Source organism: Streptomyces sp. NPDC055103, from assembly GCF_053607625.1.
Genome location: NZ_JBSGTX010000017.1, coordinates 45,260 through 71,531, shown reverse-complemented (window position 1 = coordinate 71,531; position 26,272 = coordinate 45,260). Strand labels below are relative to the sequence as shown.

Annotated in this window: 22 protein-coding genes; 11 read left to right on the top strand and 11 right to left on the bottom strand. The window is 72.3% G+C overall.

Annotated elements, in window-relative coordinates:
- Positions 1 to 110 precede the first annotated feature (110 nt).
- Entirely contained in the window at positions 111 to 1,520 is a 1,410-nt protein-coding gene (locus ACWFR1_RS13875) for a cation:dicarboxylate symporter family transporter (protein ID WP_453550277.1), read from the bottom strand.
- Between the two features lie 174 nt (positions 1,521 to 1,694).
- On the opposite strand from ACWFR1_RS13875, the gene ACWFR1_RS13870 reads away from it, so the two are divergent.
- The 4 genes from ACWFR1_RS13870 (at position 1,695) to ACWFR1_RS13855 (ending at position 5,815) form a co-directional block, all read left to right on the top strand.
- Positions 1,695 to 3,557 (top strand): sensor histidine kinase, encoded by a 1,863-nt coding sequence (locus ACWFR1_RS13870; RefSeq protein ID WP_453550275.1) that lies wholly within the window; start codon positions 1,695 to 1,697, stop codon positions 3,555 to 3,557.
- Entirely contained in the window at positions 3,554 to 4,249 is a 696-nt protein-coding gene (locus ACWFR1_RS13865) for a response regulator (RefSeq protein ID WP_453550273.1), read from the top strand. The genes ACWFR1_RS13870 and ACWFR1_RS13865 overlap by 4 nt, the downstream gene beginning before the upstream one ends.
- Positions 4,250 to 4,430: 181 nt before the next feature.
- On the top strand, positions 4,431 to 5,039 hold the full coding sequence (locus ACWFR1_RS13860) for a helix-turn-helix domain-containing protein (protein ID WP_453550376.1): 609 nt from the start codon (positions 4,431 to 4,433) through the stop codon (positions 5,037 to 5,039).
- A 35-nt stretch (positions 5,040 to 5,074) separates the two neighbouring features.
- Positions 5,075 to 5,815, top strand: coding sequence for a tyrosine-protein phosphatase (locus ACWFR1_RS13855; RefSeq protein WP_453550271.1), 741 nt, complete (start codon positions 5,075 to 5,077; stop codon positions 5,813 to 5,815).
- A gap of 34 nt (positions 5,816 to 5,849) precedes the next feature.
- On the opposite strand, the gene ACWFR1_RS13850 is transcribed toward ACWFR1_RS13855, so the two are convergent.
- Both ACWFR1_RS13850 and ACWFR1_RS13845 read right to left on the bottom strand, forming a co-directional pair.
- Positions 5,850 to 6,980 (bottom strand): helix-turn-helix domain-containing protein, encoded by a 1,131-nt coding sequence (locus ACWFR1_RS13850; protein WP_453550269.1) that lies wholly within the window; start codon positions 6,978 to 6,980, stop codon positions 5,850 to 5,852.
- 386 nt (positions 6,981 to 7,366) lie between these two features.
- Positions 7,367 to 8,392 (bottom strand): ATP-dependent 6-phosphofructokinase, encoded by a 1,026-nt coding sequence (locus ACWFR1_RS13845; protein WP_453550266.1) that lies wholly within the window; start codon positions 8,390 to 8,392, stop codon positions 7,367 to 7,369.
- 320 nt (positions 8,393 to 8,712) lie between these two features.
- On the opposite strand from ACWFR1_RS13845, the gene pta reads away from it, so the two are divergent.
- From pta to pyk, 3 genes are all read left to right on the top strand, one after another.
- The gene (gene pta / locus ACWFR1_RS13840; RefSeq protein WP_453550263.1) at positions 8,713 to 10,827 is read left to right on the top strand and encodes a phosphate acetyltransferase; all 2,115 of its coding nucleotides are present in this window, start codon (positions 8,713 to 8,715) and stop codon (positions 10,825 to 10,827) included.
- Positions 10,824 to 12,068, top strand: a complete 1,245-nt coding sequence (locus ACWFR1_RS13835) for an acetate kinase (RefSeq protein ID WP_453550260.1) — start codon at positions 10,824 to 10,826, stop codon at positions 12,066 to 12,068. Before pta ends, ACWFR1_RS13835 begins: the two co-directional genes overlap by 4 nt.
- Positions 12,069 to 12,150: 82 nt before the next feature.
- Positions 12,151 to 13,581 carry a pyruvate kinase gene (gene pyk, locus ACWFR1_RS13830; protein ID WP_453550258.1) on the top strand — a complete coding sequence of 477 codons (1,431 nt, stop codon included), beginning with the start codon at positions 12,151 to 12,153 and terminating at the stop codon, positions 13,579 to 13,581.
- A gap of 105 nt (positions 13,582 to 13,686) precedes the next feature.
- Here pyk and ACWFR1_RS13825 read toward each other — a convergent pair whose 3' ends face one another.
- The 4 genes from ACWFR1_RS13825 to ACWFR1_RS13810 all read right to left on the bottom strand — a co-directional run bounded on the left by ACWFR1_RS13825 (position 13,687) and on the right by ACWFR1_RS13810 (position 17,967).
- Complete coding sequence (locus tag ACWFR1_RS13825) at positions 13,687 to 15,039, bottom strand: hypothetical protein (RefSeq protein WP_453550255.1); 1,353 nt, start codon at positions 15,037 to 15,039, stop codon at positions 13,687 to 13,689.
- Positions 15,029 to 15,574 (bottom strand): DUF6114 domain-containing protein, encoded by a 546-nt coding sequence (locus ACWFR1_RS13820; RefSeq protein ID WP_453550253.1) that lies wholly within the window; start codon positions 15,572 to 15,574, stop codon positions 15,029 to 15,031. The genes ACWFR1_RS13825 and ACWFR1_RS13820 overlap by 11 nt, the downstream gene beginning before the upstream one ends.
- A 104-nt stretch (positions 15,575 to 15,678) precedes the next feature.
- A complete protein-coding gene (locus ACWFR1_RS13815; protein WP_453550250.1) occupies positions 15,679 to 16,368 on the bottom strand; it encodes a DUF6230 family protein in 690 nt (229 codons plus the stop codon).
- 627 nt (positions 16,369 to 16,995) lie between these two features.
- Complete coding sequence (locus ACWFR1_RS13810; RefSeq protein ID WP_453550247.1) at positions 16,996 to 17,967, bottom strand: tetratricopeptide repeat protein; 972 nt, start codon at positions 17,965 to 17,967, stop codon at positions 16,996 to 16,998.
- Between the two features lie 333 nt (positions 17,968 to 18,300).
- Here ACWFR1_RS13810 and ACWFR1_RS13805 point away from each other — a divergent pair, with 333 nt between their 5' ends.
- On the top strand, positions 18,301 to 18,930 hold the full coding sequence (locus ACWFR1_RS13805; protein WP_453550245.1) for a TetR/AcrR family transcriptional regulator: 630 nt from the start codon (positions 18,301 to 18,303) through the stop codon (positions 18,928 to 18,930).
- 95 nt (positions 18,931 to 19,025) lie between these two features.
- Positions 19,026 to 19,445 carry a PPOX class F420-dependent oxidoreductase gene (locus ACWFR1_RS13800; RefSeq protein WP_453550243.1) on the top strand — a complete coding sequence of 140 codons (420 nt, stop codon included), beginning with the start codon at positions 19,026 to 19,028 and terminating at the stop codon, positions 19,443 to 19,445.
- Between the two features lie 120 nt (positions 19,446 to 19,565).
- On the opposite strand, the gene ACWFR1_RS13795 is transcribed toward ACWFR1_RS13800, so the two are convergent.
- From ACWFR1_RS13795 to ACWFR1_RS13780, 4 genes are all read right to left on the bottom strand, one after another.
- Positions 19,566 to 21,266, bottom strand: a complete 1,701-nt coding sequence (locus ACWFR1_RS13795; RefSeq protein ID WP_453550241.1) for an acyl-CoA mutase large subunit family protein — start codon at positions 21,264 to 21,266, stop codon at positions 19,566 to 19,568.
- A 72-nt stretch (positions 21,267 to 21,338) separates the two neighbouring features.
- On the bottom strand, positions 21,339 to 21,671 hold the full coding sequence (locus tag ACWFR1_RS13790; RefSeq protein WP_453550238.1) for a DUF3817 domain-containing protein: 333 nt from the start codon (positions 21,669 to 21,671) through the stop codon (positions 21,339 to 21,341).
- A 135-nt stretch (positions 21,672 to 21,806) separates the two neighbouring features.
- The gene (locus ACWFR1_RS13785; protein ID WP_453550236.1) at positions 21,807 to 22,316 is read right to left on the bottom strand and encodes a MarR family winged helix-turn-helix transcriptional regulator; all 510 of its coding nucleotides are present in this window, start codon (positions 22,314 to 22,316) and stop codon (positions 21,807 to 21,809) included.
- 42 nt (positions 22,317 to 22,358) lie between these two features.
- On the bottom strand, positions 22,359 to 23,528 hold the full coding sequence (locus ACWFR1_RS13780; protein ID WP_453550374.1) for an MFS transporter: 1,170 nt from the start codon (positions 23,526 to 23,528) through the stop codon (positions 22,359 to 22,361).
- A gap of 638 nt (positions 23,529 to 24,166) precedes the next feature.
- On the opposite strand from ACWFR1_RS13780, the gene ACWFR1_RS13775 reads away from it, so the two are divergent.
- On the top strand, positions 24,167 to 25,159 hold the full coding sequence (locus tag ACWFR1_RS13775; protein ID WP_453550233.1) for a DUF5937 family protein: 993 nt from the start codon (positions 24,167 to 24,169) through the stop codon (positions 25,157 to 25,159).
- Between the two features lie 93 nt (positions 25,160 to 25,252).
- Positions 25,253 to 26,272: a glycoside hydrolase family 6 protein gene (locus ACWFR1_RS13770; protein WP_453550231.1), complete on the top strand. Its 1,020-nt coding sequence runs from the start codon at positions 25,253 to 25,255 to the stop codon at positions 26,270 to 26,272.

Sequence of the window (26,272 nt, the reverse complement as noted above, 5' to 3'; positions counted from 1 at the left end):
GAGCCGGCGTCTCCCGCTCGGCGAGAGGGACGGTCCCGGTCGCGGTCGCGGCCGGGATCGCCCCTCCCCCGGGGCCCGGATCCGGCTCAAGGCCCGGGACCCGGGGCTCGTCAGACGCCCGCGCGCGCCTTCTCCTCGCCGTCCCCGGCCCGCTGGTCCGGGACCGCGGCGGGGGCGTGGTCGTCGACGAGGGTCTTCTCGTCGAAGGGGATGTTCCCGGCGAGGACCTCCGCGACCCTCGCCTTGTCGATCTCCTTCGTCCAGGTGCCGACGAGGACGGTGGCGACGGCGTTGCCCGCGAAGTTGGTGAGGGCGCGGGCCTCGCTCATGAAGCGGTCGATGCCGACGATCAGGCCCACGCCGTCGACCAGCTCGGGCCGGTGGGACTGGAGGCCGCCCGCGAGGGTCGCGAGGCCCGCACCGGTGACGCCGGCCGCGCCCTTCGAGGCGATGATCATGAAGACCAGGAGGGAGATCTGCTCGCCGAGCGAGAGCGGGTCGCCCATCGCCTCGGCGACGAACAGCGAGGCCATCGTGAGGTAGATCGCGGTGCCGTCGAGGTTGAAGGAGTAGCCGGTCGGGACGGTGATGCCGACGACCGGCTTGCTGACGCCCAGGTGCTCCATCTTCGCGATGAGCCGCGGCAGTGCGGACTCCGACGAGGAGGTGGAGAGGATCAGCAGGAACTCGCGGCCCAGGTACTTCAGCAGGCTCCAGATGTTGATCCCGGCGACCAGGCGCAGGATCGCGCCGAGCACGACGAAGACGAAGAGCCCGCAGGTCAGATAGAAGCCGATCATGATGACGGCGAGGGACTTCAGGGCGTCGACGCCGGTCGCGCCGACGACGGCGGCGATCGCGCCGAACGCGCCGACCGGGGCCACCCACATGATCATCGCGAGGACGCGGAAGACGAGCCGCTGGATGTGGCCGATCCCGCGGAGCACCGGCTCCCCGGTGGAGCCCATCGCCTGGAGCGCGAAGCCCGTGAGCAGCGCGACGAGAAGCGTCTGGAGGACCTCGCCCTCGGTGAAGGCGGAGACGAGGGTGGTGGGGATGATCCCGAGGAGGAAGTCCGGCGTGGACTCGCTCGCGCCCTCCGCCTGCTTGGCGCCGGCCTCGGCGATCTCCTTGGTGAGGTGGAGGCCGGAACCGGGTTCCAGGATGTTGCCGACGAGCAGACCGATCGCGAGTGCGACGGTCGACATCACAAGGAAGTAGCCGAGGGCGAGACCGCCGACGGCGCCGACCTTCGCCGCCTTCCGGACCGAGCCGACGCCGAGGACGATCGTGCAGAAGATGATCGGCGAGATCATCATCTTGATCAGACTGACGAAGCCGGTGCCCAGCGGCTTGAGTTCGACGGCGACGCCCGGCGCCAGGAAGCCGACCGCGATGCCGAGCAGTACGGCGCCGATGACGGCCAGATAGAGATAGTGGGTACGGTCCCGTCGTGCGGCCACGGGGTCCTCCTCGCGCTGATGGGTGTCCACGTCCCGGTGGACTCCGCGACTATCCATCAGCCTGTGACCGGGGTCACGGTTGCGTACGTTTCGTTCACGACCGACACGTCCGGCGGGCCCGGACCGGGGCAGGACCGGGGCCGGACCAGGGGCCGGACCCGGCGTCGGAGGAAGAGAACGATTCGGGAACGCAATGCCCCGGCGCAAACTCCGCCGTGCACACTTACCCGCATGCGTTTCCCCCGTCCCCGCCCCCGCAGCCTGGCGGGTCAGCTCTTCGCGATGCAGGTCGTGCTCGTGGCCGTCGTCGTGGCGGGCTGCGCGGTCTTCGCGTACGTCACGGACCGCGCCCAGGCCGAGGAGACCGCGCGGCGCCAGTCCACGGCGACCGCCGCGGCCGTCGCCCACTCGCCCTCCGTGGTGACGGCGGCCCGCTCCGCCGACCCGACGGCGGTGCTCCAGCCGTACACGGAGGCGCTGCGCGGACACGCGGACGTCGCCTTCGTGGTGATCATGGCACCCGACGGGACCCGCTGGACGCATCCGGAGCCGGCCCAGATCGGCCGTACGTACCTCGGTCACATCGAGGAGGCGGTACGGGGGCGGACCTTCTCCGAGACGCACCTGGGGGTGCTCGGACCGTCCGTGCGGACGGTGGCGCCCGTCTACGACGGCGACCGGGTCGTCGCCCTCGTCAGCGCGGGCATCACGATCGAGAGGATCAGCGAGCAGGTACGGGAGCAGGTCACCGCCCTGCTCTTCATGGCGGGCGCGGCGCTCGCGCTGGGCGGCGCGGGGACGTACGTCGTCAACGCCCGCCTGCGCCGCCACACGCACGGCATGAACGCGGCCGAGCTGAGCCGCGTGCACGACTACCACGAGGCCGCGCTGCACGCCGTACGGGAAGGGCTCGTGATGCTCGACGGACGGCGGCGGATCGCCCTCATCAACGACGGGGCACGGGAGCTGCTCGGCCTCGACGAAGGGGTCGTCGGGCGCTCAGCAGCCGAACTCGGCCTGCCCGCACCGCTCACGGGCGCGCTGCTCTCCTCCGAGCCACGCGTGGACGAGACCCATCTGACGGCCGACCGGGTGCTCGTGGTCAGCACCCGCCCGGTGGTGGGCGGGGAGCGGCGCGGCACGGTCGTCACCCTTCGGGACCGCACGGAACTCCAGGCGCTCTCCGGGGAGTTGGACTCCGAGCGCGGTTTCACGGAGGCCCTCCGCTCGCAGGCCCACGAGGCGGCGAACCGGCTGCACACGGTCGTCTCGCTCATCGAACTGGGCCGGGTGGCCGAGGCGGTGGAGTTCGCGACGGCGGAGCTGGAGCTCGCGCAGGCCCTCACCGACCGGGTCGTCGACGCGGTCGGCGAACCGGTCCTCGCGGCGCTGCTGCTCGGCAAGGCGGCGCAGGCCAACGAGCGGGGCGTGGAGCTGGTGCTGACCGAGGACAGCCGGATCGACGACGGCCGGGTGCCGGCGGCGCTGCCCTCCCGGGACCTGGTCACGATCCTGGGCAACCTCATCGACAACGCCGTGGAGGCGGTCGGCGGGACGCCGCACGCGCGCGTGACGGTCACGGTCGCGGCGCGGGCGGGCGACGGCGAGCTGCTGCTGCGGGTCGGGGACAGCGGCCCCGGTGTCCGCCCGGCCGACCGGGAGGCGGTCCTCGGCCGCGGCTGGTCGACCCGGGGCCCCGGCCGCGGTCTCGGCCTCGCCCTGGTGGGCCAGGCCGTCTCCCGCGCCGCCGGCACGCTTGAGCTGGCGGACGCGGCGGAGGGCGGCGCGGAGTTCACGGTACGACTGCCGCTGCCGGCGTCCGGGGCTGCGCCCGCGCCTGCCCCTGTCTCCGTATCCGGGGCGGCGGTAGGTCTCACGCCCTCGCCCGTATCCGCATCCGGGTCGGGGGCAGGCCTCGCGCCCGTGTCCGTGTCCGCCTCGGAGTCTGCGGCGCGGCCCGCCGCCGTTTCCAGTCCCGCGCCCGCGCCCGCGCCCGCGCCCCCGCCCGGGCCCCTCCCCCTCCCCCTCCCCCTCCCCCGTGAAGGAAGCCCGCGGTCGGCCGGTCCCGCCGCCGGGTCCGAGGTGACCCCGTGAGTACGAGTCCCCTGCGCGTCCTCGTCGTCGAGGACGACCCCGTCGCCGCCGACGCCCACGCGCTCTACGCCGGGCGGGTCGAGGGCTTCACCGTCGTCGGGGTCGCCCACTCCCGGGCCGCCGCCGTGCGGGTGCTCGACCGGACGCCGGTCGACCTGATCCTCCTCGACCTCTACCTGCCCGACGGCCACGGCCTCCAGCTGCTGCGCGCGCTCCGCGCCGCCGGGCACTCCGCCGACGTGATCGCCGTGACCTCCGCCCGTGACCTGGCGGTCGTCCGCGAGGGCGTGTCCCTCGGCGTCGTCCAGTACGTCCTGAAGCCCTTCGCCTTCGCCACGCTCCGGGACCGGCTCGCGCGGTACGCGGAGTTCCAGGCGTCCGCCGGGGAGGCCTCCGGGCAGGACGAGGTGGACCGGGCGCTCGCCACGCTCCGCGCCCCGCACCCCGCGACCCTGCCGAAGGGTCTCAGCGCCCCGACCCTGGATGCGGTCACCCGCACCCTCAGGGACACCCCGGCCGGCGTCACCGCCGCCGAGGCGGGCACCGCGGTGGGGATCTCCCGGATCACCGCCCGCCGCTACCTGGAGCACCTCGTGACCGAGGGCCGGGCCGTGCGCGCCCCGCAGTACGGGCAGATCGGGCGGCCCGAGCTGCAGTACCGCTGGCTCGACGGCCGGGCACGACGCCCCTGACCTGCCGCTTGAGCGCCACTGACCTGCGGTTACCGATCGGTTCCCACGTTCCTACGACGTCTCGCGTTGGGGGAACGCACCGTAGCCAGCCGTCACCGTCCGCACCTACCGTGGCAGGGTGCACCAACCCTCTCCCCCCTTCAACGCCCTGGCCGCGCGCCGTCTGCGCGAAGGCCTCGGCATGGCCCCGGGACACGTCGCGTACGGGCTCCGCGCCCAGTACGGCATGCTCGTCGACCCCGACACCGTCGTCGCCTGGGAGCGCGGCCGTCTCCTCCCCACCGAACAGGAGCTCACCGCCCTCGCGGGCGTCCTCTGGTGCGCTCCCGCCGATCTCATCGCCGCCGCCACGACCCTGCGCGAGCACCGGCTGGCCCGCGCGCTCCCCGCGGAGGAGCTGGCCCGCCGGGTCGGCGTGGCGGCCCACGCGTACCAGCGGATGGAGGACGAGGGCCGCTGGCGCGGCACCGAACGCCAGACGGCCGCCCTCGCGGAGGCCCTCGGCCTCGGGCCGCGCGCGCTGATCACGGCGATCGGCGGCGACGACAGCCTCGCGGAGCTGCTGCGCGACGCCGCCACCACCCGCTGGCAGGCCTATGTGAAGCCGACCGTGAAGATGGTGCCGCTGCCCAAGCGGACCGTGGAGCCGGCGCTACAGCTGCTGCACACGGACTACCACGCGCGGATGGCGGCGACCAGCAGCTGGGGCGCCTCGGGGGCCACGGGCGACGAGGGGCGCGCGTACCTGGAGGAGATCACCGGGCACTTCTGGGCGGCGGTGGGTCTTTAGCGCGGTCGGCCCGGCGTGACCGTAGATTGGCCGCCGTGAGACGACACGTACCTTTCGAACGACTCCACAACTTCCGTGACCTGGGCGGCTATCGGACCGCCGACGGCGGGACCGTGCGGTGGGAGACCCTCTACCGCTCCGACTCGCTGGCCAAGCTCGCGGAAGCCGGTCCCGACGACCTCGCCCGCTTCCGCGCGCTGCGCGTGGCCTCCGTGATCGACCTGCGCTACCCGTGGGAGATCGCCGCCAAGGGCCGCCTGCCGGAGACCGAGGACGTCTCCTGGCACAACCTGTCCATCGAGCACCGGCCGTACGACCAGGCGGAGATCGACCCGGACCTCGACCCGTGGCGCTACCTCGCCGACCGGTTCGCCGAGGTCGCCGAGGACGGTGCGGAGGAGATCCGTACCGCCCTGGAGGTCATCGCCGCCGCCGACGGCCCGCTCGTCTTCCACTGCGCCTCCGGCAAGGACCGCACCGGACTCGTCGCGGCCCTGGTGCTCGCGCTCCTCGACGTCCCCGACGAGGAGATCCTCGCGGACTTCGCGCTCACGGAGCTGGCCACGGAGCGGCTGATCGCCGACTGGCGGGCGGCGCACCCCGGCCGCGAGCTCCGCTGGCCGGGGTACGGCCGGGCGCCGGCCGAGATCCTCCGGCTGTTCCTCGCGGACCTGCGCGAGCGGTACGGCTCGGTGTACGGGTACGTCACCGGCCACGTCGGTCTTGACCCGGCGGTGGTGACGGCGCTGAGGACCCGGCTGGTGGAGCCGGCCTGATCGGCGCGACACCCTTGGGCCGTGCCCGGGCCCTCTAGCCTCTGCGGTCGAAGCTGAAGAGCTGACCGGCCGCGTCCGGGGCGCAGGGGGCCTGGGCCAGTCGTGCCCAGGCCGCCGCGCGGTCACCGACGACGGTGACGCAGCTGCCGGGCGTCGCCGAGTCCGCCGGAACGATCCGGTAGCCCTCGACCGGAGTGCCGTACGGCTCCAGGGCGAACGCCTCCACCCGGCTCGGGTCGCCGCACTCGGAGTCCTCGTACGCGGCGTCGGGTAGGCGGCCGCCGGAGGGTATGCCGGAGCAGCCGGGCCCGTGTTCGGGATGGTCCGAAACGATCCTCCACCGGCCGGCGCCCGTCTCCTTCAGCGAGTAGAGCGGTACCTTCGCGTCGGCGCACGGCACCTGGTGGATCTGCCCGCTGCGGGCGCCGCGCCGCTCGCCGAGGCACAGGTCCTGCCCCACCACCCGGATGCGGACGTCCCCGGCGGCGGGTGCGGTGAGGGTACGGGGCGGGTGCGCGCCGTGCCCGTCGCGCAGGAAGGCGACGACGCTGACGCCGGCGAGCACGAGACCGGCCAGCGCGACGGCCGCGACGAGCGTGCGCCGTATGCGCGACCGGGGTCCCGGCCGCGAGTCCTTGGGGGCGCCGCCGTCGAGGGGCTCCGCCGACTCCCCTGGCCAGGCGACCGGGGCGCCGACGGCCTCTGCCGGACGGGAGCCGTCCGCTGGGCGGGCGCCTTCCGCCGGACGGGAGCCCTCCGCCGGAGCTGCCGCCTCCGCCTGGCGGGAGCCGTCCCCAGGACCAGCCGTCTCCGCCGGACCGGAGCCCTCCCCAGAACCGCCCGCCTCCGCGCGTCCGCCGCCGGCGGGCTCGTACACGCCCCGTACGGCGAGTTCCTTCCGTACGGCCTGCCACTCCTGGAGATCGCCCGGCCCCACCCCGCACGCGCGGACGAAGGTGAGCAGGAGCTCCTCTCGGGGGACGGTGGCGCGGGCCAGCATGTTGGCGACGGTGGACCGCGGCAGGACCTCGCCGCGGGCCTCGGCCCGGGCCGCGAGCTCGCGGTAGGTCAGGCCGGACCGGTCCTTGAGCATCTGGAGGCACGCGACGAACTCCGTGGCGTTCCGTGCCTCCCGCGGGTCGGGCACCCGTTCCCCCGGCATCATCCGCGTCTCCCCCTTCCGCCGGACAGAGTGTGGGACATGTCCGGGACAAGCCTCAAGCCTTGTTGATCTCGTGCTCCGGCTCAAGAGTGGAACTCGGCATTTCCGGTGGTGATGCCGGTCACGGCGAGTGGCCCCGACCCTCCACGGGGGGGGAGGGTCGGGGCCACTCGGGTGCGTCCGGGTCCCGGAGCGGATCCGGGACAGGTCGGGACGTCGGTCCCGGCCGGGGGGACGTGAGTCCCGGCCGGAGGTCCAGGACGGAGGTGCCGTCCAGAGGTCGCGGACGGAGATCCCGGCCGGAGGTCCGGACGGAGGGACGTGAGTCCCGGCCGGGGGTCCCGGACGGACGTGCGCTCGGCGACCGGGCGGATCGGGACGTCGACCGGTCAGAAGACCGACTCGGCCTCGCGCATGCGGTCCAGCGGAACCGTCTTCAGCTGCGTCACGGCCTCGGCCAGCGGCACCATCTCGATGTCCGTGCCGCGCAGCGCCGTCATCCGGCCGAACTCGCCGCGGTGCGCCGCCTCCACCGCGTGCCAGCCGAAGCGGGTGGCGAGGACGCGGTCGTACGCGGTCGGCGTGCCGCCGCGCTGGACGTGGCCGAGAATCACCGGCCGGGCCTCCTTGCCGAGGCGCCGCTCCAGCTCGACGGCGAGCTGGTTGCCGATGCCCTGGAAGCGCTCGTGACCGAACTGGTCGATCTCGCCCTTCTTGTACTCCATCGAGCCCTCGGCCGGATGCGCGCCCTCGGCGACGCAGATGACGGCGAACTTCTTGCCGCGGGCGAAGCGCTCCTCGACCATCTTGACGAGGTCCTCCACCTGGAAGGGGCGCTCGGGGAGGCAGATGCCGTGCGCGCCGCCGGCCATGCCGGACTCCAGCGCGATCCAGCCGGCGTGGCGGCCCATCACCTCGACGACCATCACCCGCTGGTGGGACTCGGCGGTGGTCTTCAGCCGGTCCATGGCCTCGGTGGCGACGCCGACGGCGGTGTCGAAGCCGAAGGTGCGGTCCGTGGAGGAGATGTCGTTGTCGATCGTCTTCGGGACGCCGACGACGGGCATGCCCGCGTCGGAGAGCATCCGGGCAGCGGTCAGCGTGCCCTCGCCGCCGATCGGGATGAGGACGTCGATGCCGTACTGCCTGGCCAGATCGGGAGCCGACTCGGCGGCCTCGCGCAGACGGTTGCGTTCAAGGCGCGCGGAGCCGAGGATCGTGCCGCCGCGGGCGAGGATGCCGCTGACGGCGTTGAGGTCGAGGGGTCGGTAGTGGCCGTCGAGAAGGCCCTTGAACCCGTCCTCGAAGCCGATGACCTCGTCGTCGTGGCCGGTCAGCGCCCGGTGCACGACCGACCGGATCACTGCGTTCAGGCCGGGGCAGTCGCCGCCTGCGGTGAGAACTCCGATGCGCATCGTGCTGTGTCTCCTGCTCGGTCGCGGTCCAGATGAGCCACCACGATTCTCACACGGCGACCTGACGGGGATGCTCGTCGCTGTTCAGCGCGTCCCTCCCCGAGCCCTCGCGGAGGCCTTTCGTACCGGGGTTCCGGGCCCTCCGTCCGGCGGGCGACTTAACCAGTGGCGGGGGTATTGTCAAGGGGGTAATGCCGCCCTTTAGGGGCTTTCCGAGGACCGCAGATTGACGCACGGGCCGCGCCGGTGCCGTGGGGCGGACGCCCACCGCGGTCCCCTCGGACAGCCCCGTTCCGCTGGACTGGACAGGAGACCACGGCGTGACGCGCAGCGTGTACGTGACCGGGATCGATCGCGGTGACGGCCGCCAGGTCGTCGAGCTGGGAGTCATGGAGCTCCTCACCCGCCAGGTGGACCGGGTGGGGGTGTTCCGGCCGCTCGTCCACGACGGTCCCGACCGGCTCTTCGAGCTGTTGCGGACCCGCTACCGGCTCTCGCAGGATCCCTCGACGGTCTACGGCATGGACTACCACGAGGCCTCGGACCTCCAGGCCGAGCGGGGCACCGACGAGCTGGTCTCGCAGATCGTCGACCGCTTCCACGCCGTCGCCCGCGACTACGAGGTCGTCCTCGTCCTCGGTACCGACTTCGCCGCCACGCAGCTCCCCGACGAGCTCGCGCTCAACGCCCGTCTCGCCAACGAGTTCGGCGCCTCCGTCATCCCGGTGGTCGGCGGCAAGGGCCAGCCGTCGGAGTCCGTACGGGCCGAGGCCCGCAACGCCTTCCGCGCCTACGACGGCCTCGGCTGCGACGTGCTGGCGCTGGTCGTCAACCGGGTGGCGGGCGAGGACCGGGAGGGCATCGCAGAGCGGCTCTCCGCCCGGCTGCCCGTGCCCTGTTACGTCCTGCCGGACGAGCCGGCGCTCGCCGCGCCCACCGTCGCCCAGATCGCCCACACGCTCGGCGCCTCCGTCGTCCTCGGCGACGACGCGGGTCTGGCGCGCGACGCCCTGGACTTCGTCTTCGGCGGCGCGATGCTGCCGAACTTCCTCCACGCGCTGACCCCCGGCTGCCTCGTCGTCACGCCCGGGGACCGGGCCGACCTGGTCGTCGGCGCGCTCGCCGCGCACTCGGCGGGCACCCCGCCGATCGCCGGTGTGCTGCTCACCCTCGACGAGCGGCCCACCGAGGAGATCCTGACCCTGGCGGCCCGGCTGGCTCCCGGCACCCCGGTCCTCTCCGTGCCGGACAACAGCTTCACGACCGCGTCGGAGCTCTTCGCCCTCGAAGGCAAGCTGAACGCCGCCACCCCGCGCAAGGCGGAGACGGCCCTCGGTCTCTTCGAGCGGCACGTGGACACCGCCGACCTGCTCAAGCGGATCTCGGTCGCGCGCAGCGGCCGGGTCACGCCGATGATGTTCGAGCACGAACTCCTCGAACAGGCGCGCGCCGACCGGCGCCGGGTCGTGCTCCCCGAGGGCACCGAGGAGCGCGTGCTGCGCGCCGCCGACGTCCTGATCCGCCGTGACGTCTGCGACCTGACGCTGCTCGGCGACGTCGAGACGATCCGCAAGAAGGCCGTCGACCTGAGCGTGAACCTGGGCGCCACGCAGCTGATCGACCCGCAGACCTCGGAGCTGCGCGACGCGTTCGCCGAGAAGTACGCGGCGCTCCGCGCCCACAAGGGCGTCACGGTCGAGCTCGCGTACGACGTCGTCTCGGACGTGAACTACTTCGGCACGCTGATGGTGCAGGAGGGCCTGGCCGACGGCATGGTCTCCGGCTCCGTGCACTCCACGGCCGCGACGATCCGCCCGGCCTTCGAGATCATCAAGACGAAGCCGGAGGCGACGATCGTCTCCTCGGTCTTCTTCATGTGCCTCGCCGACAAGGTCCTCGTGTACGGCGACTGCGCCGTCAACCCCGACCCGAACGCCGAGCAACTCGCGGACATCGCCGCCCAGTCGGCGGCCACCGCGGCCCGCTTCGGCGTGGAGCCGCGGATCGCGATGCTGTCGTACTCGACCGGCACCTCGGGCTCCGGCGCGGACGTCGACAAGGTTCGCGAGGCGACGAAGCTGGTCCGCGAGGCGCACCCGGAGCTGCGGATCGAGGGCCCGATCCAGTACGACGCGGCGGTGGAGCCGTCCGTCGCCGCCACGAAGCTGCCGGAGTCGGAGGTGGCGGGGCAGGCGACCGTGCTGATCTTCCCGGACCTCAACACCGGCAACAACACCTACAAGGCCGTGCAGCGTTCGGCCGGCGCCGTGGCCGTCGGCCCGGTGCTCCAGGGTCTGCGCAAGCCCGTGAACGACCTCTCGCGGGGCGCGCTCGTCAGCGACATCGTCAACACGGTCGCCATCACGGCGATCCAGTCCCAGGTCCCCTCCCCGCAGTCCCCGTTCCCCTCCCAGGGTCAGGAGCTCCCCGCATGACCGCCGGCACCACCCACGCCCCCACCCGAGTCCTCGTCCTCAACTCCGGTTCGTCCTCCGTCAAGTACCAGCTTCTCGACATGGCGGACGGCAGTCGGCTCGCGGTCGGCCTGGTGGAGCGGATCGGCGAGGAGACCTCCCGCCTGGCGCACACCCCGCTCCAGGGCGGTGGAGGCGAGAAGCGCGAGAAGATCGGTCCGATCCCCGACCACGCGGCGGCGCTGAAGGCCGTCGCCGAGGAGCTGGCGGCGGACGGCATCGGCCTGGACTCCCCCGAGCTGGCGGCGATCGGCCACCGGGTGGTGCACGGCGGGCTGCGGTTCAGCGCTCCGACGGTCATCGACGAGGAGGTGCTCGCGGAGATCGAGCGGCTGGTGCCGGTCGCGCCGCTGCACAACCCGGCGAACCTCGTCGGCATCCGTACGGCGATGTCGCTGCGCCCCGACCTGCCGCAGGTGGCGGTCTTCGACACGGCCTTCCACACGACGATGCCGGAGTCGGCGGCGCGGTACGCGATCGACGTGGAGACGGCGGACGCCTACCGCATCCGGCGCTACGGCTTCCACGGCACCTCGCACGCGTACGTCTCGCGCGAGACGGCGAAGCTGCTCGGGAAGACGCCCGAGGAGGTGAACGTGATCGTGCTGCACCTGGGCAACGGCGCCTCCGCCTCGGCGGTGGCCGGCGGCCGGTGCGTGGACACCTCGATGGGCCTGACGCCGCTGGAGGGCCTGGTCATGGGCACCCGCTCGGGTGACATCGACCCGGCGGTCACCTTCCACCTCAAGCGGGTGGCAGGCATGTCGGCCGACGACATCGACGTCCTCCTGAACAAGAAGTCCGGCCTGGTCGGGCTCTGCGGCGACAACGACATGCGGGAGATCCGGCGGCGCGTGGACGAGGGCGATCCCGCGGCGACGCTGGCCTTCGACATCTACGTCCACCGCCTGAAGAAGTACATCGGCGCCTACTACGCGGTGCTCGGCCGGGTGGACGCGGTGGTGTTCACGGCGGGGGTCGGCGAGAACGCGGCCCCGGTGCGGGAGGCTGCCATCGCGGGCCTGGAGGAGCTGGGTCTCGCCGTGGACGCGGACCTCAACTCCGTACGTTCCGACGAGGCGCGGCTGATCTCTCCGGACTACGCGCGGGTGGCGGTCGCCGTGGTGCCGACGGACGAGGAGCTGGAAATCGCGCGGCAGAGTTTCGCGCTCGTTCAGAGCTCGGCGAGCTCGAACGAGTGAACGCTTGAGCGGACCCGCGCCCATTTGTACTTTCCGCCAGTCGGAATATTCCGCAGTGAAACAAACCGATAGGATCCGCCTCATGCGCCGTTCCAAAATCGTCTGCACGCTGGGCCCCGCCGTCGACTCGTATGAGCAGCTGAAGGCTCTCATCGAGGCCGGCATGAACGTGGCCCGATTCAACTTCAGCCACGGCTCCCAGGCAGAACACCAGGAGCGGTACGACCGCGTCCGGCAGGTCTCCGCGGACACCGGGCACGCCGTCGGCGTCCTCGCCGACCTCCAGGGACCCAAGATCCGTCTGGAGACCTTCGCCGAGGGCCCGGTCGAGCTGGTGCGCGGTGACGAGTTCACCATCACCACCGAGGACGTCCCCGGCGACAAGTCCATCTGCGGCACCACCTACAAGGGTCTGCCCGGAGACGTCTCCAAGGGCGACCAGGTCCTCATCAACGACGGCAACGTCGAACTGCGCGTCGTCGAGGTCGCGGGCCCCCGGGTCAAGACGATCGTCGTCGAGGGCGGTGTCATCTCCGACCACAAGGGCATCAACCTGCCCGGCGCGGCCGTCAACGTCCCCGCCCTGTCGGAGAAGGACGTCGACGACCTCCGCTTCGCGCTCCGTATGGGCTGCGACATGGTCGCTCTCTCCTTCGTCCGCGACGCCGACGACGTCAAGGACGTCCACAAGGTGATGGACGAGGAGGGCCGCCGGGTCCCCGTCATCGCCAAGGTCGAGAAGCCGCAGGCCGTCGAGAACATGGAGGCCGTCGTCGCGGCCTTCGACGCGGTCATGGTGGCCCGCGGCGACCTCGCCGTCGAGTACCCGCTCGAAAAGGTCCCGATGGTGCAGAAGCGCCTCGTCGAGATGTGTCGCCGCAACGCCAAGCCGGTCATCGTCGCGACCCAGATGATGGAGTCGATGATCACCAACTCGCGGCCGACCCGCGCCGAGGCGAGCGACGTCGCCAACGCGATCCTGGACGGCGCGGACGCGGTCATGCTGTCGGCCGAGTCCTCGGTCGGCGCCTACCCGATCGAGACCGTGAAGACGATGTCGAAGATCGTCACCGCGGCCGAGGAGGAGCTGCTCTCCAAGGGCCTCCAGCCCCTGGTCCCGGGCAAGAAGCCGCGCACCCAGGGCGGCTCCGTCGCCCGCGCGGCCTGCGAGATCGCCGACTTCCTCGGCGGCAAGGCGCTCGTCGCCTTCACCCAGTCCGGCGACACGGCCCGCCGTCTCTCCCGCTACCGGGTGCAGCAGCCGATCCTCGCCTTCACGACGGACGAGAACACCCGCAACCAGCTCACCCTGAGCTGGGGCGTGGAGTCCTTCCTCGTCCCGTTCGTGGAGACCACGGACGCGATGGTCGACCTCGTGGACGCCGAGCTCCTGAAGCTCCAGCGCTACAACGAGGGCGACACCATGGTCATCACGGCCGGCTCGCCCCCCGGCGTCCCCGGCACGACGAACATGGTCCGCGTGCACCACCTCGGCGGCGGCAAGCACGCCTGACGTCCCGCCCTGACGCGTGAACGGCCGTGGGCCGCACCCCTGGAGAAGGGTTGCGGCCCACGGCCGTATACGGATACGCGTACGAGGATCAGCTGGGCTCGGTGATCAGCTGGGCTCGATCGTGTTGAGGAGGCCCGGAACCTTGAGGGTGCCGCCGAACTGGCCCGCCTGCTTGAGCTTCACCTGGGTGAAGACGGCGAAGGGGACGTCCAGCGGAGGCGGGGCCTCCGGGCTGAAGGTGATCGGGATGAGACCGAAGAGGTTGCCCTTCAGCTCCTCCGTGTACATGGTCACCGTGCCGTCGGTGATGGTCGACGTCTCGCCCTTGGCGGAGCGAACGTGGCCGGTACGGCCCTCCGAGTGCTCCGTCAGCTGGTGGAGGTCCTTGATGCCGATGCTGGACGCGGTGAACTTCAGGACCTTCTTGATCTTGCCGCTGCCGGTCTTCACCTCGACGATGCCGTGGTACTTCAGGCCGTTCAGCGTGAGCTTCGTGCTCTCCAGCCGCCACGGCTCGTCCGGGAGCAGCGGGATGCCCGGCTCCAGTTCGGCCGCCGCGAGCGCCTCGGGGTCGGCCACCGGGCACGGGAAGCGCGGCTTGGCGCCGTCGGGTATGGACTCGTCCTTCTTGGGGTCGAGGCCCTTGGCGCTCTCGGGGAGCTCCTCGACCGTGGCGCCGGCCTCGTCGGCCGCCTTCTCGATCGCCTTCCTGGTCGCGTCGGCGGCCGGGTCCTCGGTCGCCTTCGGCTTGGCCGTGGCGGTCGCCGTGGCGGTCGCGGTCGCGGTCGGCTTCGGTGCAGCGGTCGCGGTCGGCTCGTCGGCGGTCGCGGCCTTCTGGACCGGGGCGGCCGTGGTCGGCGCCGTCGTGGGCGCGGCCGTCGTGGCCGTCGGCTTCGGGTCCGGGCCGTCGAAGAGGTCCCGGAGCGCGTCGCCCACGCCCAGCGGGTCGAGCGGGTTCGTCGACTTCGTCGGCGCGGCTGTGGCGGTGGCCGAGGGGGTCGCGGTCGGCGCCAGTTCCCGGCTCTGCTGCGTGATCGCCTGGGTGGTCGCCTGCCCGGTCTGCGTCGCGGTCGGCGTCGGGGTCGCGGTGGCGCTCGCCGAAGCGGTGGCCGAGGCCGTGGCCGTCGGGCCGGTCGTCGCCGTGGCGCTCGGGGTCGCGGTCGCGGAGGGGGTGGCCGTCGGCTTCGCGCTCTCCGTGGGCTTCGCCGTCGCCGTCTCCTCCGGAGCCGGCTCGTCCGAGCGGGTCACGCAGGGGCCCGGCGCGAAGGGGATGTCCTTCTCGTCGGCGAGGGCGAGCTTGGGCGTGAGGCCCATGCCCACGAACACCGCGGTCGGCATGGCGGCCAGCGCCATCGCCTTGCCCGCGGGGCCCTGGATCCTGTTCAGCAGCGACTTGCGCGGGGCCGCGTGCCGCGGGCCCTCCTTCGCGAGCGCCGACTGAGTCTCGTCACCCCGCACTGTTCCTCCCGCCGTTGGCGTCTGTCGTCGATTCGGTGGCGTGGTGCTCCGCCTCGCGCTGCTCCGGAACGTCGGCCCACAGGGCCTCGGTCGCGGCGGACTCCTCCGACTCACCGTCGTAGTCGGTGTCGAGGGCCTCCTCGACCGGTGGTGCGGGCGCCCAGGCGATGGACATGCCGCCTCCGACGAGGGAGAGCAGGAAGCCGATGAGCAGACCGCCGAAGTTCGACACCGGGATGGAGACGAGCCCCAGGATGATCGACGCGACGCCCGCGAAGACCCGCACGACGGGCTGGTACCACATCGTCAGGCCGAGCGTGATAAGCAGGACGCCGATGATCAGCGCGCCGGCTCCGGCGGTCGTCTTCATGGCGAGGGTGACGTTGCCGAGCCGCATGTCCCCGTAGGGGAGGTAGGCGATCGGCAGACCACCGAGGATGGTGAACAGTCCGGCCCAGAAGGGTCGGGTCTGCCGCCAGACCTTGAACCGGTTGTCCTGGGGGACTCCGTGGGAGGCAGGGGTCTCGGCGCTCATGGAAACAGCTCCCTGGAAGCGGTGTTGCTGAGAAGAGGTGGAGAAACGGGGACGTTCCCCGGAGCGGGTGCGGGCCGCCGGAGCGGCCCGCACCCCGGGCCGGATCAGCCCTTGAAGCACTCCTTGTCCGTGCCCCGGTGCAGGGACAGGCTCAGGTCGGGGAGCCGGAAGGTGGCGGCCGTGGTGGCCCACGCCTTCTGCTTGACCTTCGTCAGAGTGACGTCCGAGGCGCGCTGGCCGAAGCCGTGCGGGCTGGCCTCGGTGTTGGGCTGGATGCCCTGCCGCGCGTTGTCCTCGTTCTTGGGCCCGCCGTTGTCGAGCTGGCCGGCGGCGACGCCGATGTCGATGTTCTTGAACTCGGCGTCGGCCGAGAGGTAGGAGACATCGAGGTAGAGGTCCTTGGCGAAGACCTGCTTGTCCTCGTCGCCGCCCTTGGCCGCGTCGCTGCCACCCGCCTCCAGGCGGAGGGTGATGTCACCGAGACCCGGAACCGGCGTCACGACCGACTGGCACATGTTGGTGATCTTGGCCGTGTCGAAGCCGGAGACCGCGACCGGGGCGCCGAACGGCGTGCCGTCCAGCTTGTGGCCCTTGGCGACACTGCCGTACTGCACGAACTCGGTGCCCACGAGCTTGTCGGTGGAGACCTTGAACTCCTGGCCGGAGATGGCGAAGGACGCGGCCAGCGCGCCCTGGGCCAGGCCGACGCCGATCGCTGCCGTCGCGGCCACGCTCGGGACCATGACGAGGGCGAACCGCTTCCATCTGGTTCCGCCACGAACCTGGGACTTCATGAGAATTCCTCCTTCTCGGACGTACATCTCCGGGAGGGCCGGGGGCCCGTCCTGGGATGGAGAAGAGCTACGTCCTCGGGAAGGGGAGCGCCGAGGCATCAGGCGGCGCGCTGCGCGTCCGAATCACCGGCGATCACTCCCGAGCGACAACCATGAGCCACGCTTTGCGCGTGACCGGGGTTGGACAGGCCCCGTTCGGTGAGATCGGGAACCCCCCTGTCCACGGCAGGCGCCTGGGGCGCCGGCCCGCCCGGTGGGGACCCTCGCCGTGTTCCCGGTTGGTTGCCGGGGTGTGCGGTTCGGACCGAGCGTCGCCGATCGTGGTCGATTCCGGGCCTTCGCACAAGGGGGTTCGTTACTCGCTAGTAACGGGTGGATAACCGGGGCGTGGCGGGGCGGCGCCGAACGGGCACTCAGGGTGCGGTCGGGTGATGCCCGATATCAGCAGATGACCGGATGAATGAGGACAGAACCCTCGGTTCGATTTACTGCAAGTAACAGCGGCCGCGATTACCAAGTTTTGGTAAAGCACGGCCGCTGTTTGTCGCTGTGTCGCCAAATCGCCGGAGGATCCGGCGGGTCAGGAACGCCTCGGAGGGCGTCCCGGGAGATATCCCGGAAGACGTCTCAGAAAAGGACCCGGGCGAGGGCCTGGCGGGCCGTCGTCACCCGCGGGTCGTCGACGCCGATCACCTCGAAGAGCTCCAGAAGCCGCAGCCGCGCCGCGTTCCTGTCCTCGCCCACCGTGCGGCGGACGGTCTCCACGAGGCGCCCGAAGGCGTCCTCGACATGACCGCCCACCAGGTCGAGGTCGGCGGCGGCGATCTGCGCGGCGACGTCGGACTGGTCGTCCGCCGCGTTCTTGCGTACGACGGCGGGGTCGAGGTCCTGCACCCGGGCCAGGAGCTCGGCCTGGGCCAGGCCCAGCTTGGCCTCCGGGTGGGCCGGGTCGTCGGCGAGCACGTTCTTGTACGCCTGGACGGCACCCGCCAGGTCACCCGCGTCGAGCGCGGACATGGCCGCTTCGAGGAGGGCGTCGTACGGGCCGGCCGGGCGCTCGGCGGCGGCCGAGTCGGCACCGTCCGCGTCACCGGCCACGGCAATACCCGTCAGACCGAAGCGCTCCTCGCCGACCATGATCAGCTGGTCGAGGGTCTCGCGGATCTGGGCCTCGGGCACCGCACCCTGGAAGAGCGGCAGCGCCTGACCGGCGACCACCGCGAAAACGGCCGGAATTCCCTGGATGCCGAACTGCTGCATCAGCATCTGGTTGGCGTCGACGTCGATCTTCGCGAGCAGGAAGCGGCCGTTGTACTCGACGGCCAGCCGCTCCAGGAGGGGGCCGAGCTGCTTGCACGGCTCACACCACTCGGCCCAGAAGTCGAGGACGACCGGGACCTCGGCGGAGCGCTGGATGACATCGCGCTCGAAGCCGGCCTCGTCGACGTCGATCACCAGGGCGGAAGGGGGCACCGCGGCGGAGCCACCCTGCCGGGCCGTCTCGGCCCGGACCTGCTCCGCCTTGGCCTTGGCCTCTCCGGCCGCCTTCACCGCGGCAAGGTCGACGACGCCGCTCATGGACATGTTTCGGGGCTGCATGCGTACATCCTCCCCCCTCCGCGCGCGTAACCGGTAAGTCATGGCTGAACCGTGCCGCCCGTACGCCTCCCGCCGGTGTGCGAGACGCCCGGGCAACACGGTTCCTCGTGCACTTCGTCTTCGGTTCGCACCGGATCCCCACCCGGTGCGTGCATGCCGGGTCCCCACCCGGCACATGGTTGTCGCTGGGGCCGCTCAAAGCCTTTCGCTACAGGTCGTAGCGTAACTCCCCGGAAGGATCGGCGGGGAGGGCGCGGGCGGGATCCTCTCGGTGAACTGCCTCACACCGCGCGCCTCTGGCGTCGTACTTACCGGCGGGTATGGTCGACGTCCATGTGCAGCAGTACCCCCCGCAACAGCCGTACGGGACGCCCCCGCTCCACCGAGGCCGACACGGCCATACTGGAGGCGACCCGCGCCGCCCTGGTCGATCTCGGCTGGTCCAAGCTCACGATGGGGGACGTCGCCGGCCGCGCCGGGGTTGCGAAGACGACCCTCTATCGCCGCTGGGCCAACAAGAACGAGCTCGTGGTGGACGCCGTCGCCGTCCTCTTCGACGAACTCGAACTGCCCGACCTGGGTTCCCTCCAGGCGGACATCGAGCATGTCGTCCTCCAGTTCGCGGCGCTCCTCGAACGCCCGGAGACCAAGACGGCCCTGATGGCGGTGGTGGCCGAATCGACCCGCGACGCGCCGCTCCGCGAGCGTATCCGCGCCTCGATCGTCGACCGTCAGAAGCGGCTCGTCCTGGCGGGGCGCCGACGGGCACAGCAGCGCGGCGAGCTCCCCGAGGACCGTGATCCGGTCGCGGTGGACGCCACGGACGACCTGGTCTTCGACGTCATCGCGGGCGCGGTCGTCCACCGCGCCCTGGTGAGCGCCGAACCGGTCGACGGGGAGTGGGTGGCCCGCCTCTCGGCCCTCCTCGTGGGCGGCCTGGGCGCGGTGGCGGCCCTCGGCTGAGGGGCGGCCCGCGACCCTCGGTTCAGCTGCGGCCCTCGGCTGAGGGCGGTGGGCCGCCGGAAACTCCCGGCGCCGCCCACGGCCCGCCCCCTACCGTGGCCGCCGTGACGAATCACCTCACGGACTCCGTCCGCACGCTGCTCGACGACGTCAACCCGGCCGTGCTGGCCACGATCCAGCCCGACGGCTCCCCGCAGACCTCGGTCGTGTGGGTCGGCCGTGACGGCGACGACCTGCTGATCTCCAGCCAGGACGGCCGCCGCAAGATCAAGAACATCCGGGCCGACGCCCGGGTCAGCCTCACCGTCCACGACCGCCACGACCCGCTCCTCTACGCGGAGATACGGGGCACGGCGACGGTCACCGAGGACACCGGCCGCGCGCTGGCCGTGGCGCTCGCGGAGAGCTACGAGGGCGAGGGCGCCGGCCGCGAGTACCTGGAACTACCGCCGGAGGAGGTCCGGGTGGCGGTCCGGATCACCCCGACGAAGATCCTGGGCACGGCGGCGAAGTAGGCCGCGAAGTACGTCAGGTCGATCAGGGCGCGGTCCGTCCCTATGACGGCGGGGGCGGTACGGGGACTCCCCGTACCGCCCCCGCCGTCGTACCCCGGCGCACCGGGGTCCGGGAAGGCTCTAGAAGCCCGGGGGCTCCGTGTAGACGCCCCACTCGTCCCGCAGGACGTTGCAGATCTCGCCGAGGGTGGCCTCGGCGCGGACGGCCTCCAGCATCGGGACGATCATGTTCGAGCCGTCCCGGGCCGCCGCGAGCATCGCGTCGAGCGAGGCGCGGACCTTGGCGTCGTCGCGGCGCTCCTTGCGCTCGCCGAGGACGCGGACCTGCTCCCACTCGACCTCGTGGCTGACCCGCAGGATCTCCAGGTCGCCGGTGACGGAGCCGTGGTGGCAGTTGACGCCGACGACCCGCTTGTCGCCCTTCTCCAGGGACTGCTGGTACTGGAAGGCGGACTCGGCGATCTCGCCGGTGAACCAGCCGTCCTCGATGCCGCGCAGGATGCCCGAGGTGATCGGCCCGATCGGGTGCTGCCCGTCCGGGTGGGCGCGGCGGCCGCGCTCCTTGATCTGGTCGAAGATCCGCTCGGCGTCGGCCTCGATGCGGTCGGTGAGCTGCTCGACGTACCAGGAGCCGCCCAGCGGGTCGGCGACGTTGGCCACGCCGGTCTCCTCCATCAGCACCTGCTGGGTGCGGAGCGCGATCTCGGCGGCCTGCGCGCTGGGCAGCGCGAGGGTCTCGTCGAGGGCGTTGGTGTGGAGGGAGTTGGTGCCGCCGAGGACGGCGGAGAGGGCCTCGACCGCCGTACGGACGACGTTGTTGTACGGCTGCTGGGCGGTGAGGGAGACACCGGCGGTCTGGGTGTGGAAGCGGAGCCACTGCGCCTTGTCGGTCTTGGCGCCGTAGACCTCCTTCATCCAGCGCGCCCAGATCCGGCGGGCCGCGCGGAACTTGGCGATCTCCTCGAAGAAGTCGAGGTGCGCGTCGAAGAAGAAGGAGAGGCCGGGGGCGAAGACGTCGACGTCGAGGCCGCGCGAGAGGCCAAGCTCCACGTAGCCGAAGCCGTCGGCGAGGGTGTACGCCAGCTCCTGCGCGGCCGTCGCCCCGGCCTCGCGGATGTGGTAGCCGGAGACGGAGAGCGGCTTGTACGCGGGGATGCCCGCCGCGCAGTGCTCCATGAGGTCGCCGATGAGGCGCAGATGGGGCTCGGGCTCGAAGAGCCACTCCTTCTGCGCGATGTACTCCTTGAAGATGTCGGTCTGGAGCGTGCCGTTGAGCACGGCCGGGTCGACGCCCTGCCGCTCGGCGGCGACCAGGTACATGCAGAAGACGGGCACGGCCGGCCCGGAGATCGTCATCGAGGTGGTGACGTCGCCGAGCGGGATGTCCTTGAAGAGGACCTCCATGTCGGCGGCGGAGTCGATGGCGACACCGCAGTGGCCGACCTCGCCGAGCGCCTTCGGGTCGTCGGAGTCGCGGCCCATGAGGGTCGGCATGTCGAAGGCGACCGAGAGGCCGCCGCCACCGGCCTCCAGGATCATCTTGTAGCGCTCGTTGGTCTGCTCGGCGTTGCCGAAGCCCGCGAACTGCCGGATGGTCCAGGTGCGGCCCCGGTAGCCGGTCGCGTGGAGTCCCCGGGTGTAGGGGTACTCGCCGGGCCAGCCGATCCGCTCGAACCCCTCGTAGGTGTCGCCGGGCCGCGGCCCGTAGACGGGCTCCACGGCGTCGCCGGAGAGCGTGGTGAAGTCGGCGTCCCGCTTGCGGGCCTTGTCGTAACGGGCCTGCCAGCGACGGCGGCCTTCCTCGATGGCGTCAGCGTCCATGCACTCGAATTTACTAGGACGTCCTAGTAAATGTCGATGGCAAACCTCCGCACATACGTGCGGAGGTGGGGGTCAGGCCTTGACGGGCTCCGGCCGCACGTCGCTGACCAGCGGCAACGTCTCGCGGACGACCTTGCGCTCGACGAAGAAGGCGGCGAAGGGAATCGTCCCGGAGAGCAGCACCCACAGGAGTTTGCCGAACGGCCACTTGGCCTTGGATCCCAGGTCGAAGGCGAAGACCAGGTAGATGATGTAGAGGACGCCGTGGGCCTGGGAGACCGCGAAGGTCACGTCCTCGCCCATGTCGAACCCGTACTTGAAGATCATGCAGGTGCACAGCACGAGCAGCATGACGGCGGTCACGTAGGCCATGACGCGGTAACGGGTCAGCACGCTGGATTTCATGCCGTCGAGCGTAACGGCACGTTCCGGGCGATCTTCGCGCGGGTCAGCTCTCGTCGAAGGCGCGGGTCAGCCCTCGCCGGACGCGCGGGTCAGCTCTCGTGGAACGCGCCGGTCAGCCCTCGCCGAACGCGCCGGTCAGCTCTCGTCGAAATCGTGCGCGCTCACCCGGAGCGGGCGCAGCATCGCGAAGATCTCCCCGCATTCCTCGGCGTCGTACACGCCGAGACCGAACTCCATGTCCATCAGGTCGCGGGTCGCCGCCTCGACCACCTCGCGCCCCTTCTCGGTGATGGTCGCGAGGGTGCCGCGGCCGTCGTTGGGGTTCGGGCGCTTGGCGACCAGGCCGGACTTCACGAGCCGGTCGACGGTGTTCGTCACCGAGGTGGGGTGCACCATCAGACGCTCGCCGATCTTGGACATCGGCAGCTCACCCGCCTTGGAGAAGGTGAGCAGGACCAGGGCCTCGTACCGCGCGAAGGTCAGCCCGTAGGGCTTGACGACGGCGTCGACCTCGGCGAGGAGGATCTGGTGGGCGCGCATGATCGAGGTGATCGCGGCCATCGAGGGGACCGGACCCCAGCGCTTCTGCCAGAGTTCGTCGGCACGGGCGATCGGGTCGAAGGGGAGACTGAGCGGCTTCGGCACCCGACGACCTTACCCATGGGCCAGTTGGCGGTCAGCACCGTCTCATTTCCCGGTCGCCCCGGAGGCCCTCAGCTCGGCCGCGGCGCCGAGGAGACAGAGCGTGCCGACGACGCCCGTACCCGCGACGACCGTGTGCACGGGGGCGAACTCGGCCGCGATCCCGGCTCCCGCCATCCCGATCCCCTGGACGGTCATCATGCCCGCCGTCATCAGGGTCATGGCCCTCCCCCGCTGGTCCTCCGGGACGGCGGCGACGAACCAGGCGTCGAGACCGAGGGTGTACGCGCCGGTGGCGCCCGCCAGGAAGAGCGCGGCGACCGCGAGCGCGACGCCGGGCTCGGGAGCGTAGAGGAGATAGGGCAGGACGCCGGCCACCGCAAGCGGGAGCACGATCCGGGAGCGGGTCGCGGCGGAGAGGAACGAACCGGCGAAGAGCTCGCCCGCGATCGTGCCGACCGGCAGCGCGCACATCAGCAGGCCGAGGGCGGCGGTGGAGACGCCGATCTCGTCGGCATAGGGCGCTGCGAGGGCCTCCGGCACGACGGCGAAGAGCGGCGGCACCCAGAACATCAGCATCAGCGCGCGCACGCGCCGGTTGCGCAGCACGGCCCAGGTGCCGGAGAGCCCGCTACCGGTCCCGGCGGCCGCCCGGGCGGGGCGGCGGGCGGTGCCGAGGCGCAGCAGCAGCGCCGAGACGAGGAAGGTGACGGCGGTGACGGCGAGGGCGCCGCGCGGCGGGACGACGGTGAGGAGGACGCCGCCGACGGCGAAGCCGGCGAGGAGGGCGCTCTGCGAGACGATCCGCAGGAGGGAGCGGCCGAGGACGAAGAGGTCCCCCTCGCCGAGGATGTCGGCGAGGGTCGCCATGCGGGTGCCGTTGAAGACGGGCGAGACGACGGCGATGGCGCAGCGGAGCACCAGCAGGACGGCGACGGGGGTGGCGGGGACGACCATCGTCGCGACGCAGGCGGAGCAGACGAGGTCGCAGACGACGAGGATCCGGCGGGGCGGGAGGCGGTCGGTGAGGCCGGCGAGGAGGGTGCCGCCGAGGAGGTAGGGGAGGAAGCCGAGGGCGAAGGTGAGGGAGGAGAGGAGCGGGGAGCGGGTGAGGTCGTAGACGAGCACGGTGAGGGCGAGCTCGCTGACGACGACCCCGAGGAGCGAGAACAGATGCGCCACGAACACGAACCGGAACTCCCGCACCCGGAACACGGCCCGGTAGCCGGGACGGTCGCCGGGTGGGACGGGGGCGGCGGGGTCGGGACCGGCCGGGGCCGGATCAGCCGGCGCGGGACCGACCCGGGCGGGACCGGCCGACGCGGGACCGGCCAGGCCGGCGCCGGAGCCCGCCGGGGGCGCGGGCGGGGCAGGGACGTTCACGGCCAGGGCGCCCGTGGGGCCCGGCGGGTGCGGGAGCGAGGACGGCAGGGGTGTGTCGAGCGAGTCGGGCGTGGACATGACCGCAGCGTGCCGCCGGGGGCGCCTCCGCCCTAGACTTTCGGCTCCAGCCGAATCTTCCGCCGGAACGCCCGAAGCCCAGCCCGGCCCCGTCCTGCCCGGCCCTGCCCAGCCCTGCCCTGCCCTGCCCAGCCGGGCCTGCCCTGTCCAGCCCTGCCCAGCCCGACCCAGCCCCGTCCTGCCCAGCCCAGCCCGACCCAGCCCGACCCAGCCCCGTCCTGCCGAGCCCAGCCCGACCCAGCCCCGTCCTGCCCGGCCCCGTCCTGCCCGGCCCAGCCCCGCCCGGCCCTGCCCAGCCCCGTCCTGCCCGGCCCAGCCCCGCCCTGCCCTGCCCTGCCCTGTCCAGCCCTGCCCAGCCGGGCCCTGCCCAGCCCGAGGGAGGCGCCACCCCCGTGCCGTACCACCTGCGCTTCGGCGAGGCCGATCCCCTGCGGATCCGTTTCGCGATCTCGCCGCTCTGGGAGACGCACTCCGCCGTGCGGGTCCTCGCGCGGCCCGGGAAGCAGGGCTACCACCTGCCGTGGATGCGGCGGATCGCGGGCGCCGCGCGGGAGCTCGACCTCGGGCCGCTCCAGCTCCTCATGCCGCTCCGCGGGCACAGCCCGGACTTCCTCTATCCACCGCCGCTCGGGCCCGCCGCCTCCTTCGAGGAGGAGATCGCCGCCGTACGCGAGACCGACCCGGCCCTCGCGCTGGTCGACTTCGAGCGGGCGCTCGCGGAGACGCCGGGGGCGGCCGCCACGGACGAGGGGCGGCGGCTGCTCGCCGATCCGGCCGACGGGGTGCGGCGGCTGGCCGTCCTCCTGGAGGCGGCCTGGGAGGCGCTGATCGCCCCCGAGTGGCCCCGGCTCCGGGCGCTCCTGGAGGCGGACGTCGCGTACCACTCGCGCCGGCTCGCGGAGGGCGGTCTCGAACGGCTCCTGAGCGAGCTGCACCCCGCCTTCGCCTGGGCCGCCGAGACCGCCACCCTCCAGGTCGCCTACGCCGGGGAGCACGACCGTCCGCTGGACGGGCAGGGGCTCGTCCTCATGCCCTCGGTCTTCACCTGGCCCGACGTGGTGAGCGGCTTCGATCCGCCGTGGCAGCCGACCGTGGCCTATCCGGCGCGCGGGATCGGCGGACTGTGGGCCGAGCCCCGGGACCGCACCCCCGAGGCGCTCGCCCGGCTGCTCGGCCGCGCCCGGGCGGACGTCCTGTGCGCCCTGGACGAGCCGACGGGGACGACGGCGCTCGCGCACCGGCTCGGTCTCGCACCCTCCTCCGTCTCCGCTCATCTGGCGGTGCTGCGCGACGCGGGTCTCCTCGCCTCCCGGCGGTACGGCCACCAGGTGCTGTACGAGCGGACGCCGCTCGGGATCGCGGTGTCGCAGCCCGGAACCGGCTGACCGACATGTCACGATGGCGCCGATTGCCCTGAACGTCGCATCACCCCGTACCCGTATGCCCGACGTACCGACGTACCCGACCCTGGGGGCCGGATGTCCCGCCGCACCGTCACCGCCGCCGCCCTGGCCCTCGTCTCCGCGCTGCTCCTGACCGGATGCTCCACGACGGACGAGCCCCCGAAGACCCCGGTCGGCCCGCCCTCGTCGGCGGGCGAGGCGCCGGCCCCCTCCGCCGGCTCCCCCTTCTGGGTCGACCCGGAGAGCGACGCGGCGAAGCAGGTCAGGGAGTACGAGGCCCAGGGCAGGACCGAGGACGCGGCGATCCTGAAGCGGATCGCGGAGCGGCCGGTCGCGGACTGGCCGGCCGGGGACGACCCCGTCCCCGAGGTCACGCGCGCGGTCCGGGGCGCGGCGGCCGAGGGCCGGACCCCGGTCTTCGTCGCGTACAACATCCCCCACCGCGACTGCGGGATGTACTCGGCGGGCGGCTCGCACGACGCGCAGGCCTACCGGAGCTGGGTCGACTCCTTCGCCTCCGCGATCGGGGACTCCTCCGCGATCGTCGTCCTGGAGCCGGACGCGGTGCCGCACATCGTGGACGGCTGCACCCCGGCGCAGTACCACGACGAGCGCTACCAGCTGCTCGCCGAGGCGATCGAACGGCTCAAGCGGCAGCCCCGCACCCGGGTCTACCTGGACGCGGGCAATCCGGCGTGGATCGACGACCCGGGCAAGCTGGTGGAGCCGCTGCGCCGGGCGGGCGTCGCCCGCGCCGACGGCTTCTCGCTGAACGTCTCCAACTTCCAGACGAACGACACGGTGAAGGGCTTCGGCGCGACGCTCTCGGGGCTCCTCGGCGGCGCCCACTTCACGGTGGACACCAGCCGGAACGGCGACGGCCCCCTCCCGGGTGACCGGGCGGAGGCCTGGTGCAATCCGCCGGGCCGGGCCCTCGGCGTACCGCCGACGGACCGGACCGGGGACGAACTGGTCGACGCCTATCTGTGGATCAAGCGCCCCGGCGACTCGGACGGTCAGTGCCGGGGCGGCCCGGCCGCCGGGACGTGGTGGCCGGAGTACGCGCTCGGCCTGGCCCGGCGGGCGAAGGCCTGA